General features: G+C 66.2%; 17 protein-coding genes. 8 read left to right on the forward strand and 9 right to left on the reverse strand.

Features of this window, described 5'->3' with window-relative positions; translation table 11 throughout:
* Positions 1-2: 2 nt before the first annotated feature.
* The 4 genes from XaFJ1_RS00305 to XaFJ1_RS00320 are packed head-to-tail and all read right to left on the reverse strand — an operon-like array spanning position 3 to position 7172.
* Positions 3-1724 carry a glycoside hydrolase family 43 protein gene (locus XaFJ1_RS00305; RefSeq protein ID WP_045756639.1) on the reverse strand — a complete coding sequence of 574 codons (1722 nt, stop codon included), beginning with the start codon at positions 1722-1724 and terminating at the stop codon, positions 3-5.
* The gene (gene manD, locus XaFJ1_RS00310; RefSeq protein ID WP_012914625.1) at positions 1712-2971 is read right to left on the reverse strand and encodes a D-mannonate dehydratase ManD; all 1260 of its coding nucleotides are present in this window, start codon (positions 2969-2971) and stop codon (positions 1712-1714) included. The genes XaFJ1_RS00305 and manD overlap by 13 nt, the downstream gene beginning before the upstream one ends.
* Complete coding sequence (locus XaFJ1_RS00315) at positions 2968-4992, reverse strand: sialate O-acetylesterase (protein ID WP_012914626.1); 2025 nt, start codon at positions 4990-4992, stop codon at positions 2968-2970. The genes manD and XaFJ1_RS00315 overlap by 4 nt, the downstream gene beginning before the upstream one ends.
* The gene (locus XaFJ1_RS00320) at positions 4989-7172 is read right to left on the reverse strand and encodes an alpha-glucuronidase family glycosyl hydrolase (protein ID WP_045757130.1); all 2184 of its coding nucleotides are present in this window, start codon (positions 7170-7172) and stop codon (positions 4989-4991) included. Before XaFJ1_RS00320 ends, XaFJ1_RS00315 begins: the two co-directional genes overlap by 4 nt.
* Positions 7173-7354: 182 nt before the next feature.
* On the opposite strand from XaFJ1_RS00320, the gene XaFJ1_RS00325 reads away from it, so the two are divergent.
* A complete protein-coding gene (locus XaFJ1_RS00325; protein WP_253328187.1) occupies positions 7355-8431 on the forward strand; it encodes a LacI family DNA-binding transcriptional regulator in 1077 nt (358 codons plus the stop codon).
* 28 nt (positions 8432-8459) lie between these two features.
* Here XaFJ1_RS00325 and xylA read toward each other — a convergent pair whose 3' ends face one another.
* Positions 8460-9800, reverse strand: a complete 1341-nt coding sequence (xylA, locus tag XaFJ1_RS00330) for a xylose isomerase (protein ID WP_012914629.1) — start codon at positions 9798-9800, stop codon at positions 8460-8462.
* 449 nt (positions 9801-10249) lie between these two features.
* Here xylA and ttcA point away from each other — a divergent pair, with 449 nt between their 5' ends.
* From ttcA to XaFJ1_RS00345, 3 genes are all read left to right on the forward strand, one after another.
* Entirely contained in the window at positions 10250-11113 is an 864-nt protein-coding gene (gene ttcA, locus XaFJ1_RS00335) for a tRNA 2-thiocytidine(32) synthetase TtcA (RefSeq protein ID WP_012914630.1), read from the forward strand.
* Positions 11114-11227: 114 nt separating this feature from the next.
* Entirely contained in the window at positions 11228-12136 is a 909-nt protein-coding gene (locus XaFJ1_RS00340) for a recombination-associated protein RdgC (protein ID WP_012914631.1), read from the forward strand.
* 75 nt (positions 12137-12211) lie between these two features.
* Positions 12212-12991 (forward strand): YgjP family zinc-dependent metalloprotease, encoded by a 780-nt coding sequence (locus tag XaFJ1_RS00345; protein WP_045756641.1) that lies wholly within the window; start codon positions 12212-12214, stop codon positions 12989-12991.
* A gap of 377 nt (positions 12992-13368) precedes the next feature.
* Here the strand turns inward: XaFJ1_RS00345 and XaFJ1_RS00350 are convergent, their stop codons facing one another.
* Both XaFJ1_RS00350 and hemH read right to left on the reverse strand, forming a co-directional pair.
* Positions 13369-14211: an alpha/beta fold hydrolase gene (locus XaFJ1_RS00350; protein WP_012914633.1), complete on the reverse strand. Its 843-nt coding sequence runs from the start codon at positions 14209-14211 to the stop codon at positions 13369-13371.
* The gene (gene hemH / locus XaFJ1_RS00355) at positions 14208-15167 is read right to left on the reverse strand and encodes a ferrochelatase (RefSeq protein ID WP_012914634.1); all 960 of its coding nucleotides are present in this window, start codon (positions 15165-15167) and stop codon (positions 14208-14210) included. The genes XaFJ1_RS00350 and hemH overlap by 4 nt, the downstream gene beginning before the upstream one ends.
* A 170-nt stretch (positions 15168-15337) precedes the next feature.
* On the opposite strand from hemH, the gene XaFJ1_RS00360 reads away from it, so the two are divergent.
* The 4 genes from XaFJ1_RS00360 (at position 15338) to tatC (ending at position 17920) form a co-directional block, all read left to right on the forward strand.
* A complete protein-coding gene (locus XaFJ1_RS00360; protein ID WP_012914635.1) occupies positions 15338-16255 on the forward strand; it encodes a lipid-binding SYLF domain-containing protein in 918 nt (305 codons plus the stop codon).
* A 140-nt stretch (positions 16256-16395) separates the two neighbouring features.
* Positions 16396-16626 carry a Sec-independent protein translocase subunit TatA gene (gene tatA / locus XaFJ1_RS00365; protein WP_012914636.1) on the forward strand — a complete coding sequence of 77 codons (231 nt, stop codon included), beginning with the start codon at positions 16396-16398 and terminating at the stop codon, positions 16624-16626.
* Between the two features lie 14 nt (positions 16627-16640).
* Positions 16641-17180, forward strand: a complete 540-nt coding sequence (gene tatB / locus XaFJ1_RS00370) for a Sec-independent protein translocase protein TatB (RefSeq protein WP_012914637.1) — start codon at positions 16641-16643, stop codon at positions 17178-17180.
* A complete protein-coding gene (gene tatC / locus XaFJ1_RS00375; RefSeq protein WP_012914638.1) occupies positions 17177-17920 on the forward strand; it encodes a twin-arginine translocase subunit TatC in 744 nt (247 codons plus the stop codon). The genes tatB and tatC overlap by 4 nt, the downstream gene beginning before the upstream one ends.
* Before the next feature lie 115 nt (positions 17921-18035).
* On the opposite strand, the gene XaFJ1_RS00380 is transcribed toward tatC, so the two are convergent.
* The gene (locus XaFJ1_RS00380) at positions 18036-18935 is read right to left on the reverse strand and encodes a BPSS1780 family membrane protein (RefSeq protein ID WP_012914639.1); all 900 of its coding nucleotides are present in this window, start codon (positions 18933-18935) and stop codon (positions 18036-18038) included.
* A 75-nt stretch (positions 18936-19010) separates the two neighbouring features.
* Positions 19011-19733: a glutamine amidotransferase gene (locus XaFJ1_RS00385; protein ID WP_045756642.1), complete on the reverse strand. Its 723-nt coding sequence runs from the start codon at positions 19731-19733 to the stop codon at positions 19011-19013.
* Positions 19734-19797: the final 64 nt, after the last annotated feature.

The following is a 19797-nucleotide window of genomic DNA, read 5'->3' on the forward strand; positions in this document are numbered from 1 at the left end:
GGTCAGTGCTCCGTGGGGCGATCGGGTTCGCGGCGGGCGTAGGGCCCGAGCATGGTGCCGACGAAACCGCCAGCCAGCGCGGTGCTGAGCATGGCGGCATCGTCGTTGCGGCGTAGCCAGCGCCAATCCTGCCCCTCGCTGGCGATAGCGAAGGAGTAGCGACCGCCGTCGCCGGCGATTTTCAACCGCAGCACGCCCTTGGCGTGGAGCGTGGTGCGTGCGAGCACGTGGCTGTGCTTGCCGTCGCGTTTCTCGACGAACGCCTCGATGCTGCCGCCGTGGCGATGCACACCGAGCACGTACCAGGCATTGGCATTCTGGAACGCGGCCAGACCGGCGACCACGCTAGGCGGCGTCGGCAGTTGTAGTGCCACGCTGGCGTCGAAGCGCGTGTGTTGTTGGCGATAGGCAAGAAAAGCAGGATTGCCGCTGCCCTCCAGCCCTTGCGTGTCCGGCTGCAAGGTCAGCCAACCGGGACGTGTGCGTAGATCCAGCCATGCGCGCTTGGGCGTGCGCAGCAGCAGCCAGCGCCGATTGCGCTGCGGGGCATCGAAATCGTCGCGCCAGACGAAGTTGCCGCTCAGTGGCGCGATGTCGGCGGCATGTGCGTCATCCAACGCTGCCAGGCCCGGTACGACATAGGCAATCGGCTGCCCGGCGGGCAGGATCGACGGCCAATCGTCCTGCCATGTCACTGGCAACAGGAAGGTTTCGCGGCCGGTGTTGTAGCGGTTCTGCGCATAGGGCCGGCTGGCCAGGAACACGGCCCACCAGCGCCCATCCGGCCCTTCGACCAAGTCGGCATGGCCGGCGTTGCTGACCGGATGCGCACGCCCGGCCGGCAGGTCGCGCTGGGTCAGGATCGGGTTGTGCGGCGCAGGCTGGTAAGGTCCCCACAGCGTGCGGCTGCGCAAGGCCACTTGCGAATGCTGCGCAGCGGTACCGCCTTCGGCACAGGACAGCACATACCAGCCATCGTGCTTGTACAGATGCGGGCCTTCGATCCAGATCGGTTTGCTGGCCGGATCGGCGCCGCCATCGACCAGCACCTGGCGTGGCCCGACCGGCTGCATGCGGGTCAGGTCGAAGCGTTGCATCCAGATCGCACGATGGCCGGCGTAGCGCGGTGTTCCCACGGGCGGGCCGTTGTTGAGCAGGTAGGCGCTGCCGTCCTCGTCGAAGAACAGCGATGGATCGATCCCATCGATGTCCGGCAACCAGTGCAGCGGCGACCATGGACCGGCCGGATCGTTGGCCGTGGCGATGAAGTTGCCGCCGCTGTCCACCGCGGTACCGACCACGTAGAAGCGACCCCGATGCTGGGCGATGCTTGCAGCGAACATGCCGCGCGAGACGTCCAGGCCATCGAAATCCAGCTGTTCGGGCCGTTCGACGACGTTGCTGATCTGCCGCCAATGCACCAGATCGCGGCTCTCGAACACGGGAATCGCCGGGAAATAGGCGAAGCTGGAATTGACCAGGTAGTAATGCGCGCCGACACGGGTGACGCTGGGGTCCGGATAAAACCCGGCCAGCACCGGATTGCGGTAGTGGCCGGGCGGCAGTGGCGTGTCGAACACCGCATCGTCGCCGCGGTAGGCGAACCAGTCGAAGGCGACCGTCGGCGTGGTCGCCGCCGCGGACAGGGCGGCGAGCATGCCGCCGATGCACAGCAGCGGCCCGCGCAGCGCGCGCAGCAGGCGTGTGCCGCTCACCAGTCCCACATCGCACCGTCTTCCAGTCGCGCAATCGGCAGCTGTTTCGGTGCGTAGGGATAGCGCGCAGCCAAGGCTTCGTCGATGTCCACGCCATGCCCTGGGGTTTCGCCACAATGCAGGCGTCCGGCGTGGAAGCTGTAGTCGTGCGGAAACACAGCGTTGGCCTCGTCGGAATGGAACATGTACTCCTGGATGCCGAAATTCGGCACCCAAGTATCGAAGTGCAGCGCCGCGCCCATGCACACCGGCGATAGGTCGGTGGCGCCATGGAAGCCGGTGCGCACCTGATGTAGCGCGGCGAAATCGGCAAGACGGCGCACATGGGTGATGCCACCGGCATGCACGAGGGTGGTGCGGATGTAGTCGATCAATTGTTGTTCGATCAGGTGCTTGCAGTCCCAGATGGAATTGAACACTTCGCCCACCGCCAGCGGCGTCACCGAATGCTGGCGGATCAACTCGAACGCGCGCTGGTTTTCCGCAGGTGTGGCGTCCTCTAGCCAAAACAGCCGGTAAGGCTCCAGATCGCGGGCCAACCGTGCCGCTTCGATCGGGGTCAGGCGGTGATGCGCGTCGTGCAACAGTTGGACGTCCTCGCCGTGGTCGGCGCGCAGCCGCTCGAACAGTGCCGGCACCAGGCTCAGATAGCGCGGCGTCGACCACAGCGTCTCGGCCGGCAATTCGCTCTCGGCCGGTTCGTAGGGTTTGCCGCCGCTGGAGATGCCATACGCTTTTTTGACCCCGGGCACGCCGCATTGCGCGCGGATGGCGATGAAGCCGAGTTCGCGGAATCGCCCGACCTCTTCGCTGGTCTCGGCGATGTCGCGGCCATTGGCGTGGCCGTAGACCAGCGCTCCCTCGCGCGAGCGCCCGCCCAGCAGCTGGTACAGCGGCATGCCGGCCATCTTGCCGAGAATGTCCCACAACGCCACGTCCACCGCGGCGATGGCGGTCATGGTCACCGGCCCGCGCCGCCAATACGCACCGCGATAGAGAAACTGCCACAGGTCCTCGATACGGCCGGCATCGCGGCCGATCAGGTTCGGCACCACGTGATCCTGCAGGTAGGACGCCACGGCTAGTTCGCGGCCATTGAGGGTGGCGTCGCCCAGGCCGTAGACACCGCTGCGGGTGACGATCTTGAGGGTGACGAAGTTGCGCCCCGGACAGGTGACGATGACCCGTGCCTCCACGATCTCGCGGTCGTGGGCGGAACCTTGAGGGGAAGAAGCACGTGCGGAGATCTGGGTCATCGGGGGGCGCTCACGGAAAGAGCCGTGGCCGCACTGGCCACGGACGGGACGGGAAGTTCGAACGGACCCGCCGGCAACCCGGCATGGTCGAACAAGGTACACACCGGACTATCGGCCCAGCAGTAGCGTACGCGCACCGGCACGGTGCCGGCGGGCAGCGGCAGACGCACGCTGTGCGCTTGCAATTCGGCCTGCGCGTAGTGGCAACTGTCGGCGGCGGCGCCGCACAGCTCGAAGCCGATCGGCGCATCGCTGCTGTAGGTCTCCAAGGCGCCATCGACATCGTCGAAATCGATGCGTAGCGCCTGTCCCTCGCGCTGCACGCGGCGCGGGATGGGGCCCGACGGTGGCAGTGTCTCGCCATAGATCAGGTGCCGCGCCGCGCGTGCCAGCCGCCGCCCGAGTTCCTGCTTGTTCGCCGGATGGATGTCGTAACGGTTGCCGATGTCGATCGTCACCGCCAGCCCGGCATGCGGATCGCCGGCGACGAAACGCCGTTGCGCCTCGCGCAGTTGCGCCCAGCCGCTTTCGCCTGGGCGCACGGGCGGCGCACCGTAGTTGGCCAGTTGCACCACCAACAACGGCAGCGCCGCGCCGAAGCGCTGACGCCAATCGCGTTGCCAAGCATCCAGCAACGCAGGATAGTGCGCCGCATCGCTGGTATTGGATTCGCCCTGGTACCACAACACACCACGCAGCCCGACCCGACCCAGCGGCACGATCATGCCGTTGTATAGCGTGGTCAGGCCCGCCGCCGAGGACCACGGTGCGCGCGGAGGCGTGCCAAGGCGCGGCGGCACGATGCTGTATTGCCACTGTTTCCCCAACGCCACGCGGCTGCCATCGCCCATTTCCAATAGTTGCGCAAACGGTCCACCGAGCAGGCCGCCGCGCCGATAGCTGTTGTAGACGTTGAGCACCACGGTGTTCTGGCCCGCGTGCAGCACGCCGCGCGGCAGTGGATAACGGCGTGGCTCATCGGCGCCGTAGCTGCTGCCGATCGCCTGGCCGTTGACCCAGGTCTGGTCGAGTTCGTCCACCGGCCCCAGCACCAATGTGGCTTGCTGCGCCGCCTGTGCGGCACTCAGGGTCACCGTCGTGCGGTACCAGACCATGCCGATGAAATTGACCAACTGCGGCACGCCCCAGTCGTCCCAGGCGCCAAGCGTGGTCGGTGCGTCGCGCCAGTCCGTACCGGTGTCGCCGGGCTGCCACGGCGCGCCGATGCCATGCGCACGCCACCATGTTTCCCACAGGCTTCCCCAACGCGGCGCGGCCTGCTGCGGATCCTTGGCATAGCGTGCCAACACGTCCAGCGCCGGCGCGTTGCCGTCCACCTTGCGCAGCGCGGCATCGCCGATCCATGCCTGTATCTGCGAACCACCCCAGGACGCATTGATCAGCCCCATCGGCACGTCCACGCGCTTGCGCAGCTCGCGTGCGAAGTAATAACAGGCCGCGGAAAACGCGCCGACGGTCTCCGGCGTGGTCGGCTGCCATGCGCTCGCGCCGCCGAATTGCGCTTGCGGTACCGCACTGGACTGTGCCGGCACCTTGAACATGCGGATTGTCGGCTGCTTGGCATCGGCGATCTCATTGCGCGTATCCAGCGTGCGCTGCACCGGCAGTTCCATGTTCGATTGGCCCGAGCATAGCCACACGTCGCCGATCAATACATCGTCGGCGCGCTGGGTGCGGCCATGCGCGGTGCTGGCCTGCAAGGTATACGGCCCGCCCGCCGGCAACGCCGGCAACTGCGCCTGCCAGTGGCCCTGGCGGTCGGCACGCGTCTGCACGTGTTGTTGCGCAAGTTCCACGGTGACGGTTTCGCCGGCCGTGGCTTCACCCCAGACCCGGATCGGCGCATCGCGCTGCAGCACGGCGTGGTCCTGGAACAATGCATGCAACAAGGGGGCTTGCGAGGTCTGCGCGGTTTTCTCGGCCTGGGCGAACGCAGGCGCGCATAGCGCCGCCAACAGCAGGCAGCGCGCAGTTTGTAGAGCGTCACGGTGCAGCGTCATTTGGGATTCCCCGGCGCGTTTGGAAACGATAGCGATTGGTAATACGCCAGCGGATGTGCCGGCGGGACGACACCTGGCGGCAGCGCGCGCCCGGATACCTGTTGCCAGTAGGCAATGCTGGCATCACGCCACCATTGCGCTTCGCGTTGCTGGATCACCAGGAAATCGGCGACCTGACGATAGCGTTGCGCATCCACGTATGGCGCCAGCCCCGCCCAGGTCGCACGCATCCGCGCCACCTCGGCCACGCCGTGGTCGTAGTGGGCGATCAATTCCTCCCACAGCGACCGACCGGAGTGCATGCGGTGATCCCACGACACATGGTGGAACCACAGCAGGTACCGTTCCGGTACGCGGCGCACATCGCTGAAGCGGCGCGCCAGCGGCGGCGCGTACTGCGCCACCGCATCGCTGCCGGTCGCGCTGCGGTCGAAGCCGATGCCGTTGCGATCGGCGCGGTGGTAGTACACCGGGTCCCAATCCGCGCGTACGCTGCCGGCATCCCACGGCGCCGGTCCGTAGTGGTGACCACGGCCCATCAGGTGATGCAGACCGAGCGGCGTCATGTAGTCCACCACCGCTTCGCGCGAGGCCATCATCATGTCGACCACCGGCGCGACCAGGGCCGGATCGTTGCCGAAGCTCATGCGGACCCATTCTTCGGCGATGGAACGCGCATTGCCTTGTGGATTCCAGGCCAGCCGTCCGAACGCGTACCAGTTGGCTTGATCGAAGATCGACCCGCACCAGTTGCGGTCGGCGCCGATGTTGGCCACGCCGGCGATGCCGCTGCGCGTATGCCGGTCCAGTGCACCCTCCACGATCCGCGCCACCGTCGCACGCTTGCCGCGTCGCGTATCGGCTTGCAGGGTTTCCTGGTAAAGCGTGCCCAGGTACGCCAGGTGCGTGGCGAAGCCCAAGTACTCCTTGGTGATCTGGAATTCCAGCATCAGCGGCGTGCGCGGCATCGCGCCGAAGACAGGATGGAAGGGCTCGCGCGGCTGAAAGTCGATCGGGCCGTTTTTCACCTGCAGCAGCACGTTGTCGCGGAATTTGCCGTCCAGCGGCACGAACTCGTTATAGGCCTGTTTGGCGCGGTCGCCTGGGTGCGCGTGCGGGTGCGCGTAGACGAAAGCGCGCCATATCACCACGCCACCATGCGGTGCCAATGCGTCGGCCAACATGTTGGCGCCGTCGGCATGGCTGCGCCCGTAGTCCTGCGGTCCGGGTTGCCCCTCGGAATTGGCCTTGACCAGAAATCCGCCGAAATCGGGAATCCGTGCATAGATCGCATCGGCCTCGGCGCGCCACCAGCGTCGTACCGCTGGATTCAGCGGATCGGCCGTGGTCAGCCCGCCGATCTCGATCGGGGCACTGAAACGTGCGCTCAAATAGAGACGGATTCCATAGCGGCGCAGCACCGCGGCCAGCGCCGCGGCCTTGTCCAGATACGGCGCGGTGAGGCTGATCGCGTTGGCGTTGACGTTGTTCAATACCGCGCCGTTGATCCCCACCGAAGCGTTGGCGCGCGCGTAATCGGTGTAGCGCGGGTCCACATGTTCGGGAAGCGCGTGCCAGTTCCAGAGCGAGGCGCCGGCATAACCGCGCTCGACGAAACCATCCAGATTGTCCCAATGATCGAGCATGCGCAGTTGCACCCGTGGCGCATCGCGCAGATGCAACGGCGTCGGTGCCTGACCGGTCTGTAATAGACGCAGAAAGCCGAAGGCCGCATACAACACGCCCCGCTCGCCGCCGCCAACCAACACGGTGGCGGGGCGACCATCGATCACCACGCTGTGGATCAGATATCCCTCTTCGCCCAGGCCGCGCGTATCCAGCCGCAGCCGCGCGATTGCCGGCGAGGCCGCCGTACCGAGCACAAGCGCACCGGCGCGGTGCACCGTGGTGGCCAACGGCGGCGCGGCACCGAGCATTCCGGCCAAACCACGCTGCAGTTCCGCGCGTGCGGCCTGCTGCAACGGCGTATCGGCGTTGGCGATCAGCTCCGTGGCATACGCACGCCAGGGTGCCGCCTGGGCCTGGGCCAGTGCAGGGTAGCGCAGCCACAAGGCGTAGCCGTCCTCGGCCCTCAGCGTGCTCATCGGCAGCAGCAAGGCCAGGCACAGCCATCCCCAATGCCGATACCATCGCCGACGCGGCGCGGCGGCGCCGCTCATGCGTGCGCGTTCCACTGCCGATGCCACAGGAGGCGGCGCACATCCTCGCGTCGGTCGCTTCCCGGTACCATGCGGACATCGCGCGTGTCCGGATCCATCCCGTGACACGGGATGCCAAGACACTGGGTTGACCCAGGACAGCCCCGACCGCGCCCAATGCTTGCACAGCAACCAAGAGGCCCATCGTGGAGAAGGTCAGGAAAGCGGTCCGGCGCAAGAGCCACGCAGTGACCATCGACGAGGTCGCCGCCCTCGCCAAGGTCTCGCCGATGACCGTGTCGCGGGTCATCAATGGACAAGGTAATGTGCGCGACAGCACCCGCACGCAGGTCATGCGGGCGGTGGACAAGCTCGGCTACACGCCGAATCTGGCGGCCAGCGCATTGGCCGCGGCGCAGAACACGCGGGTCGCGCTGATCTACAGCAATCCCAGCGGTGCCTACCTGGGCGATCTGCTGGTGGGTGTCCTGCGTGCCGCCTCGCGCACCTCGATCCAATTGATCATCGACTACTGGGAGGATCTCGGTGCGGACGCCGAACGCAAGGCCGTGCGCAAGCTGGCCAAAGGTGTGTCCGGGGTGATCCTGCCGCCGCCATTGTGCGAATCGGAAGCGGCGGTGCGCGAACTGTTGCGGGCCAAGGTGCCGATGGTCGCGATCGCATCCGGGCGTTTCAGCGAGGCCATGCCCAGCGTGCACATCGACGAGTTCCGCGCCAGCCAGGACATCACCGCGCATCTGATCGCGCACGGTCACTCGCGGATCGGCTACATCGCCGGTCATCCCAATCTGTCGGCCAGCGCGCGCCGCTTCGATGGGTTCCAGGCGGCGCTGCGGGTGGCCGGCCTGCGGCTGGACAAGGCGTTGTTGCAACAAGGCGATTTCACGTATCGCTCCGGATTGGAGGCGGCGGAAAAATTGTTGGCGCGGCGCGCGCCACCGACGGCGATTGTCGCCAGCAACGACGATATGGCCGCCGCCGCCGTGTCGGTGGCGCACCGGCGCGGGCTGGAAGTGCCGCGCGATCTGTCGGTGGTCGGTTTCGACGACACCTCTGCCGCGACCACTGTGTGGCCGGAACTGACCACCGTCCGCCAGCCGATCGCGGCAATGGCCGACGCCGCAATCGATCTGCTGCTGCGCCGTCTGCGCAGTAAGGAATGCGAGTCTGGTGGCCATCACGATCATGTATTCGCCCATCAGCTGGTCGAGCGCGATTCGGTCGCCGCACCGACCACCGCACGCGCCAACAAGCGCTGACGGTGGCAGAGCGGCGGCGCACACCGCATCAGCGCAGCAGATACTGGTTGATCAGGTTCTCGTAGGCTTCCTGGCGGCCACTGCGCTGCGTCGGTTCGCCGACCTTGCCCGCATGCGCGGCCAGCTCCGCCAGCGTGCTCTTGCCCGCCGCGAACGCCGCCCCCGCACCGCTGTCGAAACTCGCGTAGCGCGCCTTGCGCCACTGTTCCAGCGGCGAGGACGTCAGCAGCGCGTGCGCCACTTCCAGCCCGCGCGCGAACGCGTCCATCCCGCCGATGTGCGCCACGAACAGATCCTGCGGATCGGACGATTCGCGCCGCACCTTCGCATCGAAGTTCAACCCACCCGGCGCCAGGCCGCCCTGCCGCAGCACCACCAGCATCGCCCCGACCGTGTCGTACAGGTCCACCGGGAACTGGTCGGTGTCCCAGCCGTTCTGCGGATTGCCGCGGTTGGCGTCGATGCTGCCCAGCAGGCCCGCATCGCTGGCCACCTGCAGATCGTGCTCGAAACTGTGCCCGGACAACGTGGCGTGGTTGGCCTCGATGTTGAGCTTGAAATCCTGATCCAGCCCGTGCTGGCGCAGAAAACCCACCACCGTGGCGCTGTCGAAATCGTACTGGTGCTTCATCGGCTCCATCGGCTTGGGCTCGATCAGGAAATTGCCCTTGAAGCCGATGCTGCGTCCGTAGTCGCGCGCCAGAGTGAGGAAGCGCGCCAAATGCTCCTGCTCGCGCCGCATCTGCGTGTTGTGCAGGCACGCATAGCCCTCGCGACCGCCCCAGAACACGTAGTTCTCCCCGCCCAAGGCCACCGTCGCCTCCAACGCCGCCTTGACCTGCACCGCCGCGCGCGCCACCACGTCGAAATCCGGGTTGGTCGCCGCACCGTTCATATAGCGCGGATGCGAGAACAGGTTGGCCGTGCCCCACAGCAACTTGATGCCGGTGTCGGCCTGGCGCTGCTTGGCAATACCGACCATGTGCTGCAGGTTCTTCTCGTACTGGCCGATGGCCTCAGCGTCCGGGGCCAGATCCACATCGTGGAAGCAGTAATACGGCACGCCGAGTTTGGTGAAAAATTCGAATGCCGCATCGGCCTTGGCCTCGGCCCGCGCCAGTGCGTCGCTACCGGCATCCCACGGATAGGCGCGCGTGCCCGGACCGAACGGATCGGCGCCGTTGCCGCAGAAACTGTGCCAATACGCCACGGCAAAACGCAGGTGCTCAGCCATGGATTTGCCGCCGAGTTGCTTATCGGCGTCGTAGACCTTGAACGCCAGCGGGTTGTCCGAGGCTTTGCCTTCGAATGGAATGCGGCCGATGCCCGGAAAATATTCCTTGGCGCCGATATAAACGGAGTTGCTCATGAGAAATGGATTCCTGTCGAGTGGGAGAACGATGGCCGGCACCGCGGCATCGGTGTGCAGACCGTTGGCATGTCGATCAGCGCAGGTGCGGGCGTGGAGGCAGATGCAACGCCGCCGTTGCGTCGCGTACAGGCATCGACGGCCAGACGTCGGGCATGGATCATGCGCGCGCGTCCGCGCCGCGCGGCAGCGGCCCGGTCACAAACGCGCCACCACGGCTTTCGCGATGTTAGCGCTATCATGGAGGGCGCCGAAAAAGCGCCACTGCCGAAGAAAACCGACGCAGACATTGGGTGCGGTTCGCAAGCCGGGACGCGCGAACTTTACCCAGCCTGCGGATGAAACGCTTGCTGCGATGCGCCATCGCGGCGCACCGCGCGCTGTCCGGACGCGGCACCGCATTCGGCGGCATCGCAGCCACGACGGCGCGACGACTACAATGCACCGCCATGTCTTCTCCCCTGCCCTTGCCGCAGCGTCTTGCCGATCCGGCATCGCCCGCGCGTTCCCCATCCTCGGCGCTGGGTAAGCGCCTGTGCCGGCAGGTGGGCCAGGCGATCGCCGACTTCGGCATGATCGCCGCCGGCGACAAGGTGATGGTGTGCTTGTCCGGCGGCAAGGACAGCTACACCTTGTTGGATATCCTGCTGCAACTACAGCGCAAGGCGCCGGTGCCGTTCGAATTGGTGGCGGTGAACCTGGATCAGAAACAGCCGGGCTTTCCCGCCGACGTACTGCCCGACTACCTGCGCAAGCGCGGCGTGGCCTGGGACGTGATCGAGCAAGACACCTATTCGGTGGTCACCCGGGTGGTGCCGGAGGGCAAAACCCTGTGTTCGCTCTGCTCGCGGCTGCGGCGCGGCGCGCTCTACCGCTACGCCGCCGAACACGGCATCAGCAAGATTGCGTTGGGCCACCACTGCGACGACATGGTCGCGACTTTTTTCATGAATTTGTTCTTCCACGCCAAACTGGCGGCAATGGCGCCGTTGCTGCGCAGCGACGACGGCCAGCATGTGGTGATCCGACCGCTGGCCTACGTGCGCGAGCACGATATCGCCGCCTATGCGCAAGCACGGCATTTCCCGCTGATTCCCTGCACATTGTGCGGCAGTCAGGAAACCCTGCAACGGCGTCAGGTCGGGTTGATGCTGCAACAGTGGGATCGCGAGCATCCGGGACGGGTGGAACAGATCGCGCGGGCCATGGGCAACGTGCAGCCCTCGCAATTGGCCGACCGCGTACTGTTCGACTTCGCCGCGCTCGGCGGCGGCGCGCCGGTAACGGCCTGGGTCGACGACAGTCCGGCCTGAACGTGCGTCGCTGAACCATCCGATGCGGTGCGGGGGACGACGCGATGCGACAATGTCGCCCACCGCCCCGCGCAACGTCGCCGGATCGTTCCGTTTTCTTCTGCTGGATGCTCGATGTTCTTTCGCAATCTGACCCTGTTCCGCTTCCCCACGACGCTGGACTTATCCGAGATCGACACGCGCCTGCCGGAGGCCCGGCTCAAATCGGTGGGCCCGCTGGAAATGAGTTCTCGTGGTTTCATCTCCCCGTTCGGTCGCGAGGAGCAGGAAGCGCTGTCGCACCGCATCGCCGATTTTCTGTGGCTCACCGTGGGCGGGGAGGACAAGATCCTGCCCGGTTCGGTGGTCAACGACCTGCTCGCGCGCAAGGTCGCCGAGATTGAGGAGAAGGAAGGGCGCCGGCCCGGCGGCCGCGCACGCAAGCGGCTGAAGGACGATCTGATCCACGAATTGCTGCCGCGCGCCTTCGTCAAATCCTCGCGCACCGACGCCATGCTCGATCTGCAACACGGCTACGTCGCCGTGGACACCTCCAGCCGCAAGAGCGGGGAGACCGTGATGTCGGAGATCCGCGGCCTGCTCGGCAGCTTTCCGGCGCTGCCGTTGAACGCCGAGGTGGCGCCGCGCGCGATTCTCACCGGCTGGATCGCCGGCGAACCGCTGCCCGAAGGATTAAGCCTAGGCGAAGAGTGCGAGATGAAAGATCCCATCGAAGGCGGCGCGGTGGTCAAGTGCCAGCACCAGGAACTGCGCTGCGAGGAGATCGACAAACACCTGGAAGCCGGCAAACAGGTCACCAAGCTGGCGCTGGTGCTGGACGAGCACGTGTCCTTCGTCCTCGGCGACGATCTGGTGATCCGCAAACTGAAGTTCCTCGACGGGGCGCTCGACCAGCTCGAACATGCCGATCAGGATGGCGTACGTGCCGAACTGGATGCACATTTCGCGCTGATGAGCGGCGAAGTGCGGCGGCTGTTCCTGCTGCTGGAAGACGCGTTGAAGCTGAGCAAGGCCGAGAGCTGAAATCAAGCGGCGTCCAATGCACCAGATCGTGCCGTTGTCACGATCTGGTGGCAGTCCGAGCGTTATCCTGTTTCCATGCCCACTTTTCTCCGTCGCTTGCTCGCCCCGCCGCACGCGGCGGTCGAACGCGACCTCGTCCGCCTGCGATTGGACGAGCGCGAGATCGAGGTGCTGCGCGTGCGCGATCCGCGCGCCCGGCGGATCAAACTCAGCGTGGACGAACGTGGCGCGCGCCTGACCTTGCCTCTGCGCGCCAGCTTGGTCGCCGGCGAACGTTTTCTGCTCGAACACCGGCAATGGCTGGATACACAACTGGCGCGCTACCGCGACGAGGACAGCACACCCGGCCTGCAGCGCGGCGTCCCCGGCTGGCTGCCGTTGCGCGGCGAGCGCCTACCCTTGCGTTGGAGCGAGGGCCGTTACGCGCGCCTGCAAGTCGATGCCCAGGGCGCGGAATTGCAGGTGCCGGCACGCGCTGGCGACGCGGTGATTGCACGCACGCTGCGGGAATTCTACGAAGCGCAGGCGCGCGCCGACCTCGGCCGTTGGCTGCCGATTTATTTGCCGTCGCTGCCGCGCACGCCGGCGCGGATCCGGTTGAAGGTGATGTCCTCGCAATGGGGCTCGCTGGCCCCGGACGGCACCATGGCGCTGGATCTGGCCCTGGTGCTGGGCCGCTCGTCGGCGTTCGAGTATGTGCTGGTCCACGAGTTGTGCCATCTGCTGCAGGCCAACCACTCGCCGGCATTCTGGCGCGAAGTGGAAGCACGGTTTCCGGACTGGAAAGCCGAGCGCACCTACTTCCACGCACATGGGCGCTGCCTGAAGGCGCAGTTGCGGCGCTTGCTGGGTTAGCGCCTACGATGCACAGTTTGAAGGCAGATGCGTCGGTCGTCAGTGGCACGGTGCGTCCCCGTGCGGGGATGCCCACGCTTCGCCTCAGCGCTGCGGAGACAGGGCTCCATGCAGCGCCCGGCAGGCCTCCTCTCCCCGTCTGCCGCAAACCTGTTGCGATTCCCGCACCAGCGAGGCGTTACGGTCCTGGGGGCGCTACGCCGGCATGTCAGGACGCCGGGATCGCACCGCGAACACAGGACGGATCGCGTCTACGGCTGTTGACGGCAGGCGTGGGCGCAACTTAAGGGGAAATAGTTCTGCGCACAAATTTCAAGTTCAATGTTCAGCATGCAGACATGGGGCTGCCGATGGCTCTCGGCATGCACGGCGCCGGTTTAGAGGAACGCGTGCAGCAACGCGGCCACCGCCGCCGGTTGTTCCATGTGCAGATGATGGGTGCCGGGCAGCGTATGCACGCGGCCATCGCGTAGCTGCGCCGCTCGCTGCAAGCGCACCGCCTCGGGCAGAATCGCCTGTGCGGGATCGGCGAAGACCACCAGCGCCGGGCAGTGGATGCCGGTCAGCAAGGCCTGCACCTGCGACTCGGTCTGGCGTATCGGGGTGGGCTGGGTCAGCCGGCGATCGCTGCGCCAGACATAGCCGCCATCCACCGCGCGCACTCCACGTTCCACCAGGAGCCGCGCCGCCGGTTCGCTGAGTTGGTTGGCCCGCATGCGCGCACGCACGGGTGCGGCCAGATCGGGAAACACGCGCAACGGCGTCGCATTCGGCTGGCGGCCTTTGGCGACGCTATCGCGCAGGCGCTGCACGGCGTTGGCCTCGCTTTCGGCCAGACCGCCGAGCATCTCGATCGCCACCAGCTTGTCGATCCGCTGCGGCATTGCCGCGGCCAGCAGGCTGGCGATCGCCGCGCCCATCGAATGGCCGATCAACACGAAACGCTCCCAACCCAGCGCATCGGCGGCGTCCAATACCGGGTGCAGGCTGCTGAACAACAGGTACTCGCCCCCCTCCGGCAACGCGGCGCTATGGCCGTGTCCGGGCAGGTCCAGCATGACCAGATCCAGCTGCGGCAGGTGGGCGCTCAGCGGCACGAAGCTGGCGGCATTGTCCAACCAGCCGTGCAAGGCCAGCACCTTCGGCCCCTGCGGATCGCCGCTGCGCAAGCCGGCGAGCCTGCCCACCCGCGATGGACAGGTAATGGCGCGCGCACTCATGCGGCGCGGATGGCGAGCTGCGCCAGGGCGTGGGCGTGGGCCGCCGAGTCATTGAGACAAGGGATGTAGCGTACCTGCATGCCCCGTTCGGCACAGGTCTCGACGAAACCCATCGCCACTTCTTCCAGGGTTTCCAGGCAGTCGGTGGCGAACCCGGGACAGAGCACATCCACGCGCTGGATACCCTGCGCGGCGAGTTCCCACAGGCGCGGTTCGGCATAGGGCCGCAGCCAGCGTTCGGCGCCGAAGCGCGACTGATAACCGAGTTGCCACTGGCTGGCGTCCAGGCCCAGCGCCGCGGCAATCGCCTGGGCGCTGGCCTCGCAGCGTTGCGGATACGGGTCGCCGTTGTTGGCCACCCGTTGCGGCAGGCCGTGGAAGGAAAAGAACAGCATCTCGCCGCGGCCATGCTGCGCCCAGTGCGCACGCACGCTGGCGGCCACCGCTTCGACCCAGGTTGGATCGGTCGGGTAATCCTCGATCAGGCGTACCGGCAACTGCGGATTGCGCGCCTGCCAGACCTGCACCACGTCCTCGATCGAGGCGGTGGTGGTGGTCGAATACTGCGGATACAGCGGCAACACCACGATCCGGCGCACACCGGCGTCGCGTAGCGCGTCCAGCGTCGGTGCCAGCGCAGGTGTGCCGTAGCGCATCGCCCAGGCCACCTTGTGGTCCGGCAATGCGCGTTGCATGCCTTCGGCCAGACGCCGCGTGTACACCGCCAGCGGCGATCCGTCCGGTAGCCAGACCTGTGCGTACTTCTCTGCCGATTTCGGCGAACGCCGTGGCAGGATGACCCAGTGCAGCAGCGGCCACCAGAACAGGCGCGGAATTGCCACCACGCGCTTGTCGCCGAGAAATTCGGCCAGATAACGGGCGACCGCAGGCGCCGTGGGCGCCTCGGGCGTACCTAGGTTCACCACCAGGACGGCGGTCTCGGGTGCATTTGACATGACTCCATTGTGGCAGAGACCTGGCGCCGCAGTCTGGCGCGTTGTCTATGACAACGATTGGCGTGGCACCGGCCGGCGAACACCGGCACCGCTCATAGCCGATTCATTGGCTGATGAGTAAGTTCAAGAACTTGCAGTATCTTGCTGCGGATCGATCTTGGAGCCCCCCGATGCCCCGCCTGCCGCGCCTCGCGCTGTTGCTGAGTACCATACTGTTCGCCGGCCACGCCATGGCCGGTCCCGAAGAGGACGAACGCGCCCGCAACGCCCTGCGCGTGCTGAGCGAGATTCAGAAGATCCCGGAGCAAGCCATTCCCGACAGGTTGCTCGACGAGGGCCGTGCCATCGTGGTGATTCCGGACACGCTCAAGGTCGGCATGGTGTTCGGTGGGCGTCGTGGCCACGGTTTGATGTCGGTCAAGCGTCCCGATGGCACTTGGTCCAACCCGGTGTTCGTCAAACTGACCGGTGGCAGCGTCGGGTTCCAGATCGGCGTGCAGTCCTCCGATGTGGTGCTGGTATTCCGTAACGACCGCAGCCTGGACAACATCGTCAACGGCAAGTTCACCCTGGGCGCCGATGCCGGCGTTGCCGCCGGCCCGGTCGGGCGCAATGCCTCTGCGGCCACCGACGGCCAGCTCAAGGCCGAGATCTGGTCGTGGTCGCGCGCGCGCGGGCTATTCGCTGGCGTCGCTCTGGATGGTGCCGCCTTGCAGATCGACGATGCCGCCGACCTCAACGCCTACGGCAGCAACAGCACCCCGCGGATGATCTTCGAGGGCCGCACCGCCAGCCGACCGTCCAACGATATCGTGGCATTCCGCGACAAGCTGGAAGAAGTCAGCTATGCCGCGCGGCAAACCCGTCGCAACAGCAAGGACAGCGACGATAGCGACACAGTCCCGGCGTCCGCGGCACCTGCGCCGACCCCGGCCAGACAGGCGGCAGTGGAACCGGCGGTCGGATTGCCCGCCGACAACGCCAGCACGGCGCCGTTGCAAGCGCCGTCGCATGTCCCGCAGAAGCAGGGCTTCCAGCCCGTGTCCGACGGTGAGGTCCGTACCGAGCCACTCAACGGCAACCACTGATTTTGGCGGCGGCGCTCGCGGCCCGGGACATCTGCCTGACTTCTGTTCAGGCGCATTGCAGCGTGTGCGCCAAATAACGCGCCTACCCCCGGTGCGCGCTATCCTGAGCGTTCCTCAACGACTTTCTTTGCGAGCGGATCATGGGCAGTTTTAGCATCTGGCACTGGCTGGTCGTGCTGGTGATCGTGCTGGTGATATTCGGCACCAAGCGGCTGACCGGTGGCATCAAGGACCTGGGCAGCGCGGTCAAGGAGTTCAAGAAAGGCATGCGCGAGGACGACGATAAACCGGCCGGCCAGCTTGCCGACGCCTCGCGCAGCAGCGAACCGGCGCGCCAGACCCAGGCCGAGCACGACCGCGACGCGCACTGACAGGACGGCGTGCCTTGTTCGATATCGGATTCAGCGAACTGCTGGTGATCGCGGTGGTGGCGCTGGTGGTGCTCGGCCCGGAGCGCTTGCCCAAGGCGGCGCGTTTTGCGGGCTTGTGGGTCCGTCGTGCCCGCGCGCAGTGGGACTCGGTGAAGCAGGAGCTGGAACGCGAACTGGAAGCCGAGGAACTCAAGCGCAGCCTGCGCGACGTGCAAGCCTCGCTGCGCCAGGCCGAGACCCAGCTGCGCGACAGTGGCCAGCAATTGCAACGCGAAACCGACGCGTTGCGCCGCGAGATCGATCCGACCACGCCGAACCCGGACCCATCCACCGGAATTGCGGAACCCCCCCTGCACACTGCCTTGGCGGCTGCCACGGTCGAGACCGTGGAAACAGCGCTACCGGTATCAAAGTCTGCCGTCGAGCCACCGCCACAACCGGCTGCGCCGGTATCGTCCGGAGCGCAGGGCCTCACGGCGCATCCAAAGACCGCAGACACCCCGTTGTCGCCTCCGGTCCAGCCTCCTTCCGCTGACCCGACAGCGCCGCGATGAACCCCGAAGCCGAGAGCAGCCTGATCGAACACCTGATCGAACTGCGTGCGCGTCTGATGCGTGCGCTGATCGGTCTGGGCGTGGTGGTGGTGGCCTTGCTGCCGTTCTCCAAGCGTATCTACACCTGGCTGGCCGCGCCGATGCTGGCGCAGTTGCCGGTTGGACAGAGCGTGATTGCCACGCATCCGGCAGGTGCGGTCATCGCTCCACTCAAGTTGGCGTTCTTCCTGGGCATTTTCATCGCCGCGCCCTGGCTGCTGTACCAGGCCTGGGCCTTCGTCGCGCCCGGCCTGTACCAGCGCGAGAAGCGTCTGGCGTTGCCGCTACTGGCATCGGCGGTGCTGCTGTTCTATCTCGGCTGCGCGTTCGCCTACTTCCTGGTGTTGCCGGCGGTGTTCCACTTCTTGACCACGTTCAAGCCGGACGTGATCCAGCTCACCCCGGACGCCGGGTCTTATCTGGATTTCGTCCTGGCGATCTTCTTCGCCTTCGGCGCCAGCTTCGAGTTGCCGGTCGCGCTGGTGATCCTGGCCCTACTCGGTTGGGTAACACCGTCGCAACTGCGCGAGGGCCGCGGTTACGCGGTGGTGGGCATCTTCGTATTGGCCGCCGTGCTGACCCCGCCAGACGTGGTTTCGCAACTGATGCTGGCCATTCCGATGTGCCTGCTCTACGAGTTGGGCATCATTGCCGCCAGCGCGGTGACCAAGCAGCCGTCGGAAATGCAAATCCGCGACTAAGCCTAACTGACGAAGTTCAGCGGAGCGGTTCTGCTCAAGTGTCGCAACGCCGACACCACTGGATCGGGCAGCCGCCCGAACAGCCGGGCTTGTCCAGGATCCAGGACGTCGTCTCTCAAGCGACAAACACGTTGGACGGCGGCTGCGGCACTGCCGTTGCGGGATGATCGGGGTGCCCGAACATCTGTTTCCACGCTGTGTACACCATGCCGGCCAACGCCGGCATCACCAAGGCCATGAGCAACACCTGTGTGACCAGGGTCGCGACCATGGCGCCGACGATGACCTGCAGCAGCAACATCACCAATGCCAGCACGAAGTACAGCGCAAAAGTGGCGATGAAGGCCAGCACGCAGAACACTAACATCGCCGGTACGTTGTGCAGGCAGGCGCGCAGGCTGTGGCGCATCGCGGTCAGGCCGTTGCGGCCATCGAACATCACCTGCGGCGCGAACAGGAATAGCGTCAGCATCACCATCACGAAACCGACCGCCACCAGCAGCAACCACACCAAGATGCGCATGGCCGGCAGGGTTTCCACCAGTTGCTCCACCTGCGCTGGGTCTGGCTGCGCGTTCGACTGGCTGAGCTCGTTGAGCTTGTTCATCACCGTGGCCATTTGCTCCCATCCGCTCGGCCCCACCACCACCAGTGCGAGGATGCCCAACGCCAGCACGACGACCAATTGCGGCAATAGCGCCACCAGCAAATTCGGCGCGCGGCCTGCGTGCAGGCCTTGCAGCAGGTGCGCCGGTTGCGCACGACGGCCTTGGTCCACTTCCCGTGCAGCCCATACCAGCCCACCGAACAGCAGTGGGCCGGCCAAGCCAAGCAGCAGTTGCGCCAGCATGCCGAGGGTCGGATTGAGCACCCCCATGAACACGGCGATCACCAGGGCCAACCCCCAAATTGCGCCCAGCCGGCCCAGCGCCCATGGCGCCCGCCGCAGGAGGGACATCCCGCTCAATAGCCAGTGCGCGCCGGCCGAGGCCGGCAGCTTGCGAATCTCGATCATTGCCAATCCGAAGTGGGGGACGCCGTAAAGCGCGGCGAAGACGCAGATTATCGTGGTTTTGCCTGGACGCCGTCGTCAATATTGACTGTGCGCGTGCTGAACGAAGCGTCGTAGCAGCTTGCGCGCCAGCGGCGCGGCGCTGACCTCGCGGGCGATGGTACGGGCGCAGCGTCCTGCCCGGCGTAGACAGTCGGCGCGCGCCTGTACATAGCCACGCATGTGGTGGGTGGCGAATTCCGGATGAAATTGCACGCCCCAGGTCGCTTTGCCCCAGCGCAGCGCCTGGCACTGGTCCTGCGCCGAATGCGCCAGCACGGTGGCGCCGGCAGGTGCGCGCAGTACCGTCTGCAGATGGGTGGCGTGCGCAGCGAAATGTTCCGGCAGGCCGCAGAACAACGGGTCGTCGGCGGCCGGGGGATGCAACGCGATCTGCACCGTACCCGATTCGCGCCCCGCCGGGTTGTAGGCGACTTCCCCGCCCAGCGCGTGTGCCAGCAACTGGTGGCCGTAACAGATGCCCAGCAGCGGCATTCCCGCGTGCGCAGCCTCGCGCAGCCAGTCGGCGGAACGCTCGCTCCAGTCGGCGCGATCGGTAATGAACGCAGCCGACCCGGTGATGATGACCCCGACGAAATCGCGGCGATCGGGCAGCGCCGCGCCCGCAGCGACATTGGCGACCACGATCTCGCGCTCGGCCAGACCGGCAGCGACGCGGATCCAATGCGGAAAACGCCCGTAGCGCCGCATCGTCGGCACAGGCTCGCCGGTTTCGAGGATCAGGAAGGGTGTAGCGGACATACGGAACAAGGCAACGACATGGAGTGATTCTAGATGGCCGCGGGGCCATTTTTTCAAGTGCGAC

Origin of the sequence: Xanthomonas albilineans (assembly GCF_009931595.1) — a bacterium.
In the GTDB taxonomy this organism is placed as follows: Bacteria; Pseudomonadota; Gammaproteobacteria; order Xanthomonadales; family Xanthomonadaceae; genus Xanthomonas_A; species Xanthomonas_A albilineans.

What these genes read in the sequence shown, in the direction of transcription:
- manD (WP_012914625.1), bottom strand. Translation starts at nt 2,971, where the DNA reads ATGACCCAGATCTCCGCACGTGCTTCTTCCCCTCAAGGTTCCGCCCAC.
- XaFJ1_RS00315 (WP_012914626.1), bottom strand. Translation starts at nt 4,992, where the DNA reads ATGACGCTGCACCGTGACGCTCTACAAACTGCGCGCTGCCTGCTGTTG.
- XaFJ1_RS00320 (WP_045757130.1), bottom strand. Translation starts at nt 7,172, where the DNA reads ATGAGCGGCGCCGCCGCGCCGCGTCGGCGATGGTATCGGCATTGGGGA.
- xylA (WP_012914629.1), bottom strand. Translation starts at nt 9,800, where the DNA reads ATGAGCAACTCCGTTTATATCGGCGCCAAGGAATATTTTCCGGGCATC.
- ttcA (WP_012914630.1), top strand. Translation starts at nt 10,250, where the DNA reads ATGTCTTCTCCCCTGCCCTTGCCGCAGCGTCTTGCCGATCCGGCATCG.
- XaFJ1_RS00340 (WP_012914631.1), top strand. Translation starts at nt 11,228, where the DNA reads ATGTTCTTTCGCAATCTGACCCTGTTCCGCTTCCCCACGACGCTGGAC.
- XaFJ1_RS00345 (WP_045756641.1), top strand. Translation starts at nt 12,212, where the DNA reads ATGCCCACTTTTCTCCGTCGCTTGCTCGCCCCGCCGCACGCGGCGGTC.
- XaFJ1_RS00350 (WP_012914633.1), bottom strand. Translation starts at nt 14,211, where the DNA reads ATGAGTGCGCGCGCCATTACCTGTCCATCGCGGGTGGGCAGGCTCGCC.
- hemH (WP_012914634.1), bottom strand. Translation starts at nt 15,167, where the DNA reads ATGTCAAATGCACCCGAGACCGCCGTCCTGGTGGTGAACCTAGGTACG.
- XaFJ1_RS00360 (WP_012914635.1), top strand. Translation starts at nt 15,338, where the DNA reads ATGCCCCGCCTGCCGCGCCTCGCGCTGTTGCTGAGTACCATACTGTTC.
- tatA (WP_012914636.1), top strand. Translation starts at nt 16,396, where the DNA reads ATGGGCAGTTTTAGCATCTGGCACTGGCTGGTCGTGCTGGTGATCGTG.
- tatC (WP_012914638.1), top strand. Translation starts at nt 17,177, where the DNA reads ATGAACCCCGAAGCCGAGAGCAGCCTGATCGAACACCTGATCGAACTG.
- XaFJ1_RS00380 (WP_012914639.1), bottom strand. Translation starts at nt 18,935, where the DNA reads ATGATCGAGATTCGCAAGCTGCCGGCCTCGGCCGGCGCGCACTGGCTA.
- XaFJ1_RS00385 (WP_045756642.1), bottom strand. Translation starts at nt 19,733, where the DNA reads ATGTCCGCTACACCCTTCCTGATCCTCGAAACCGGCGAGCCTGTGCCG.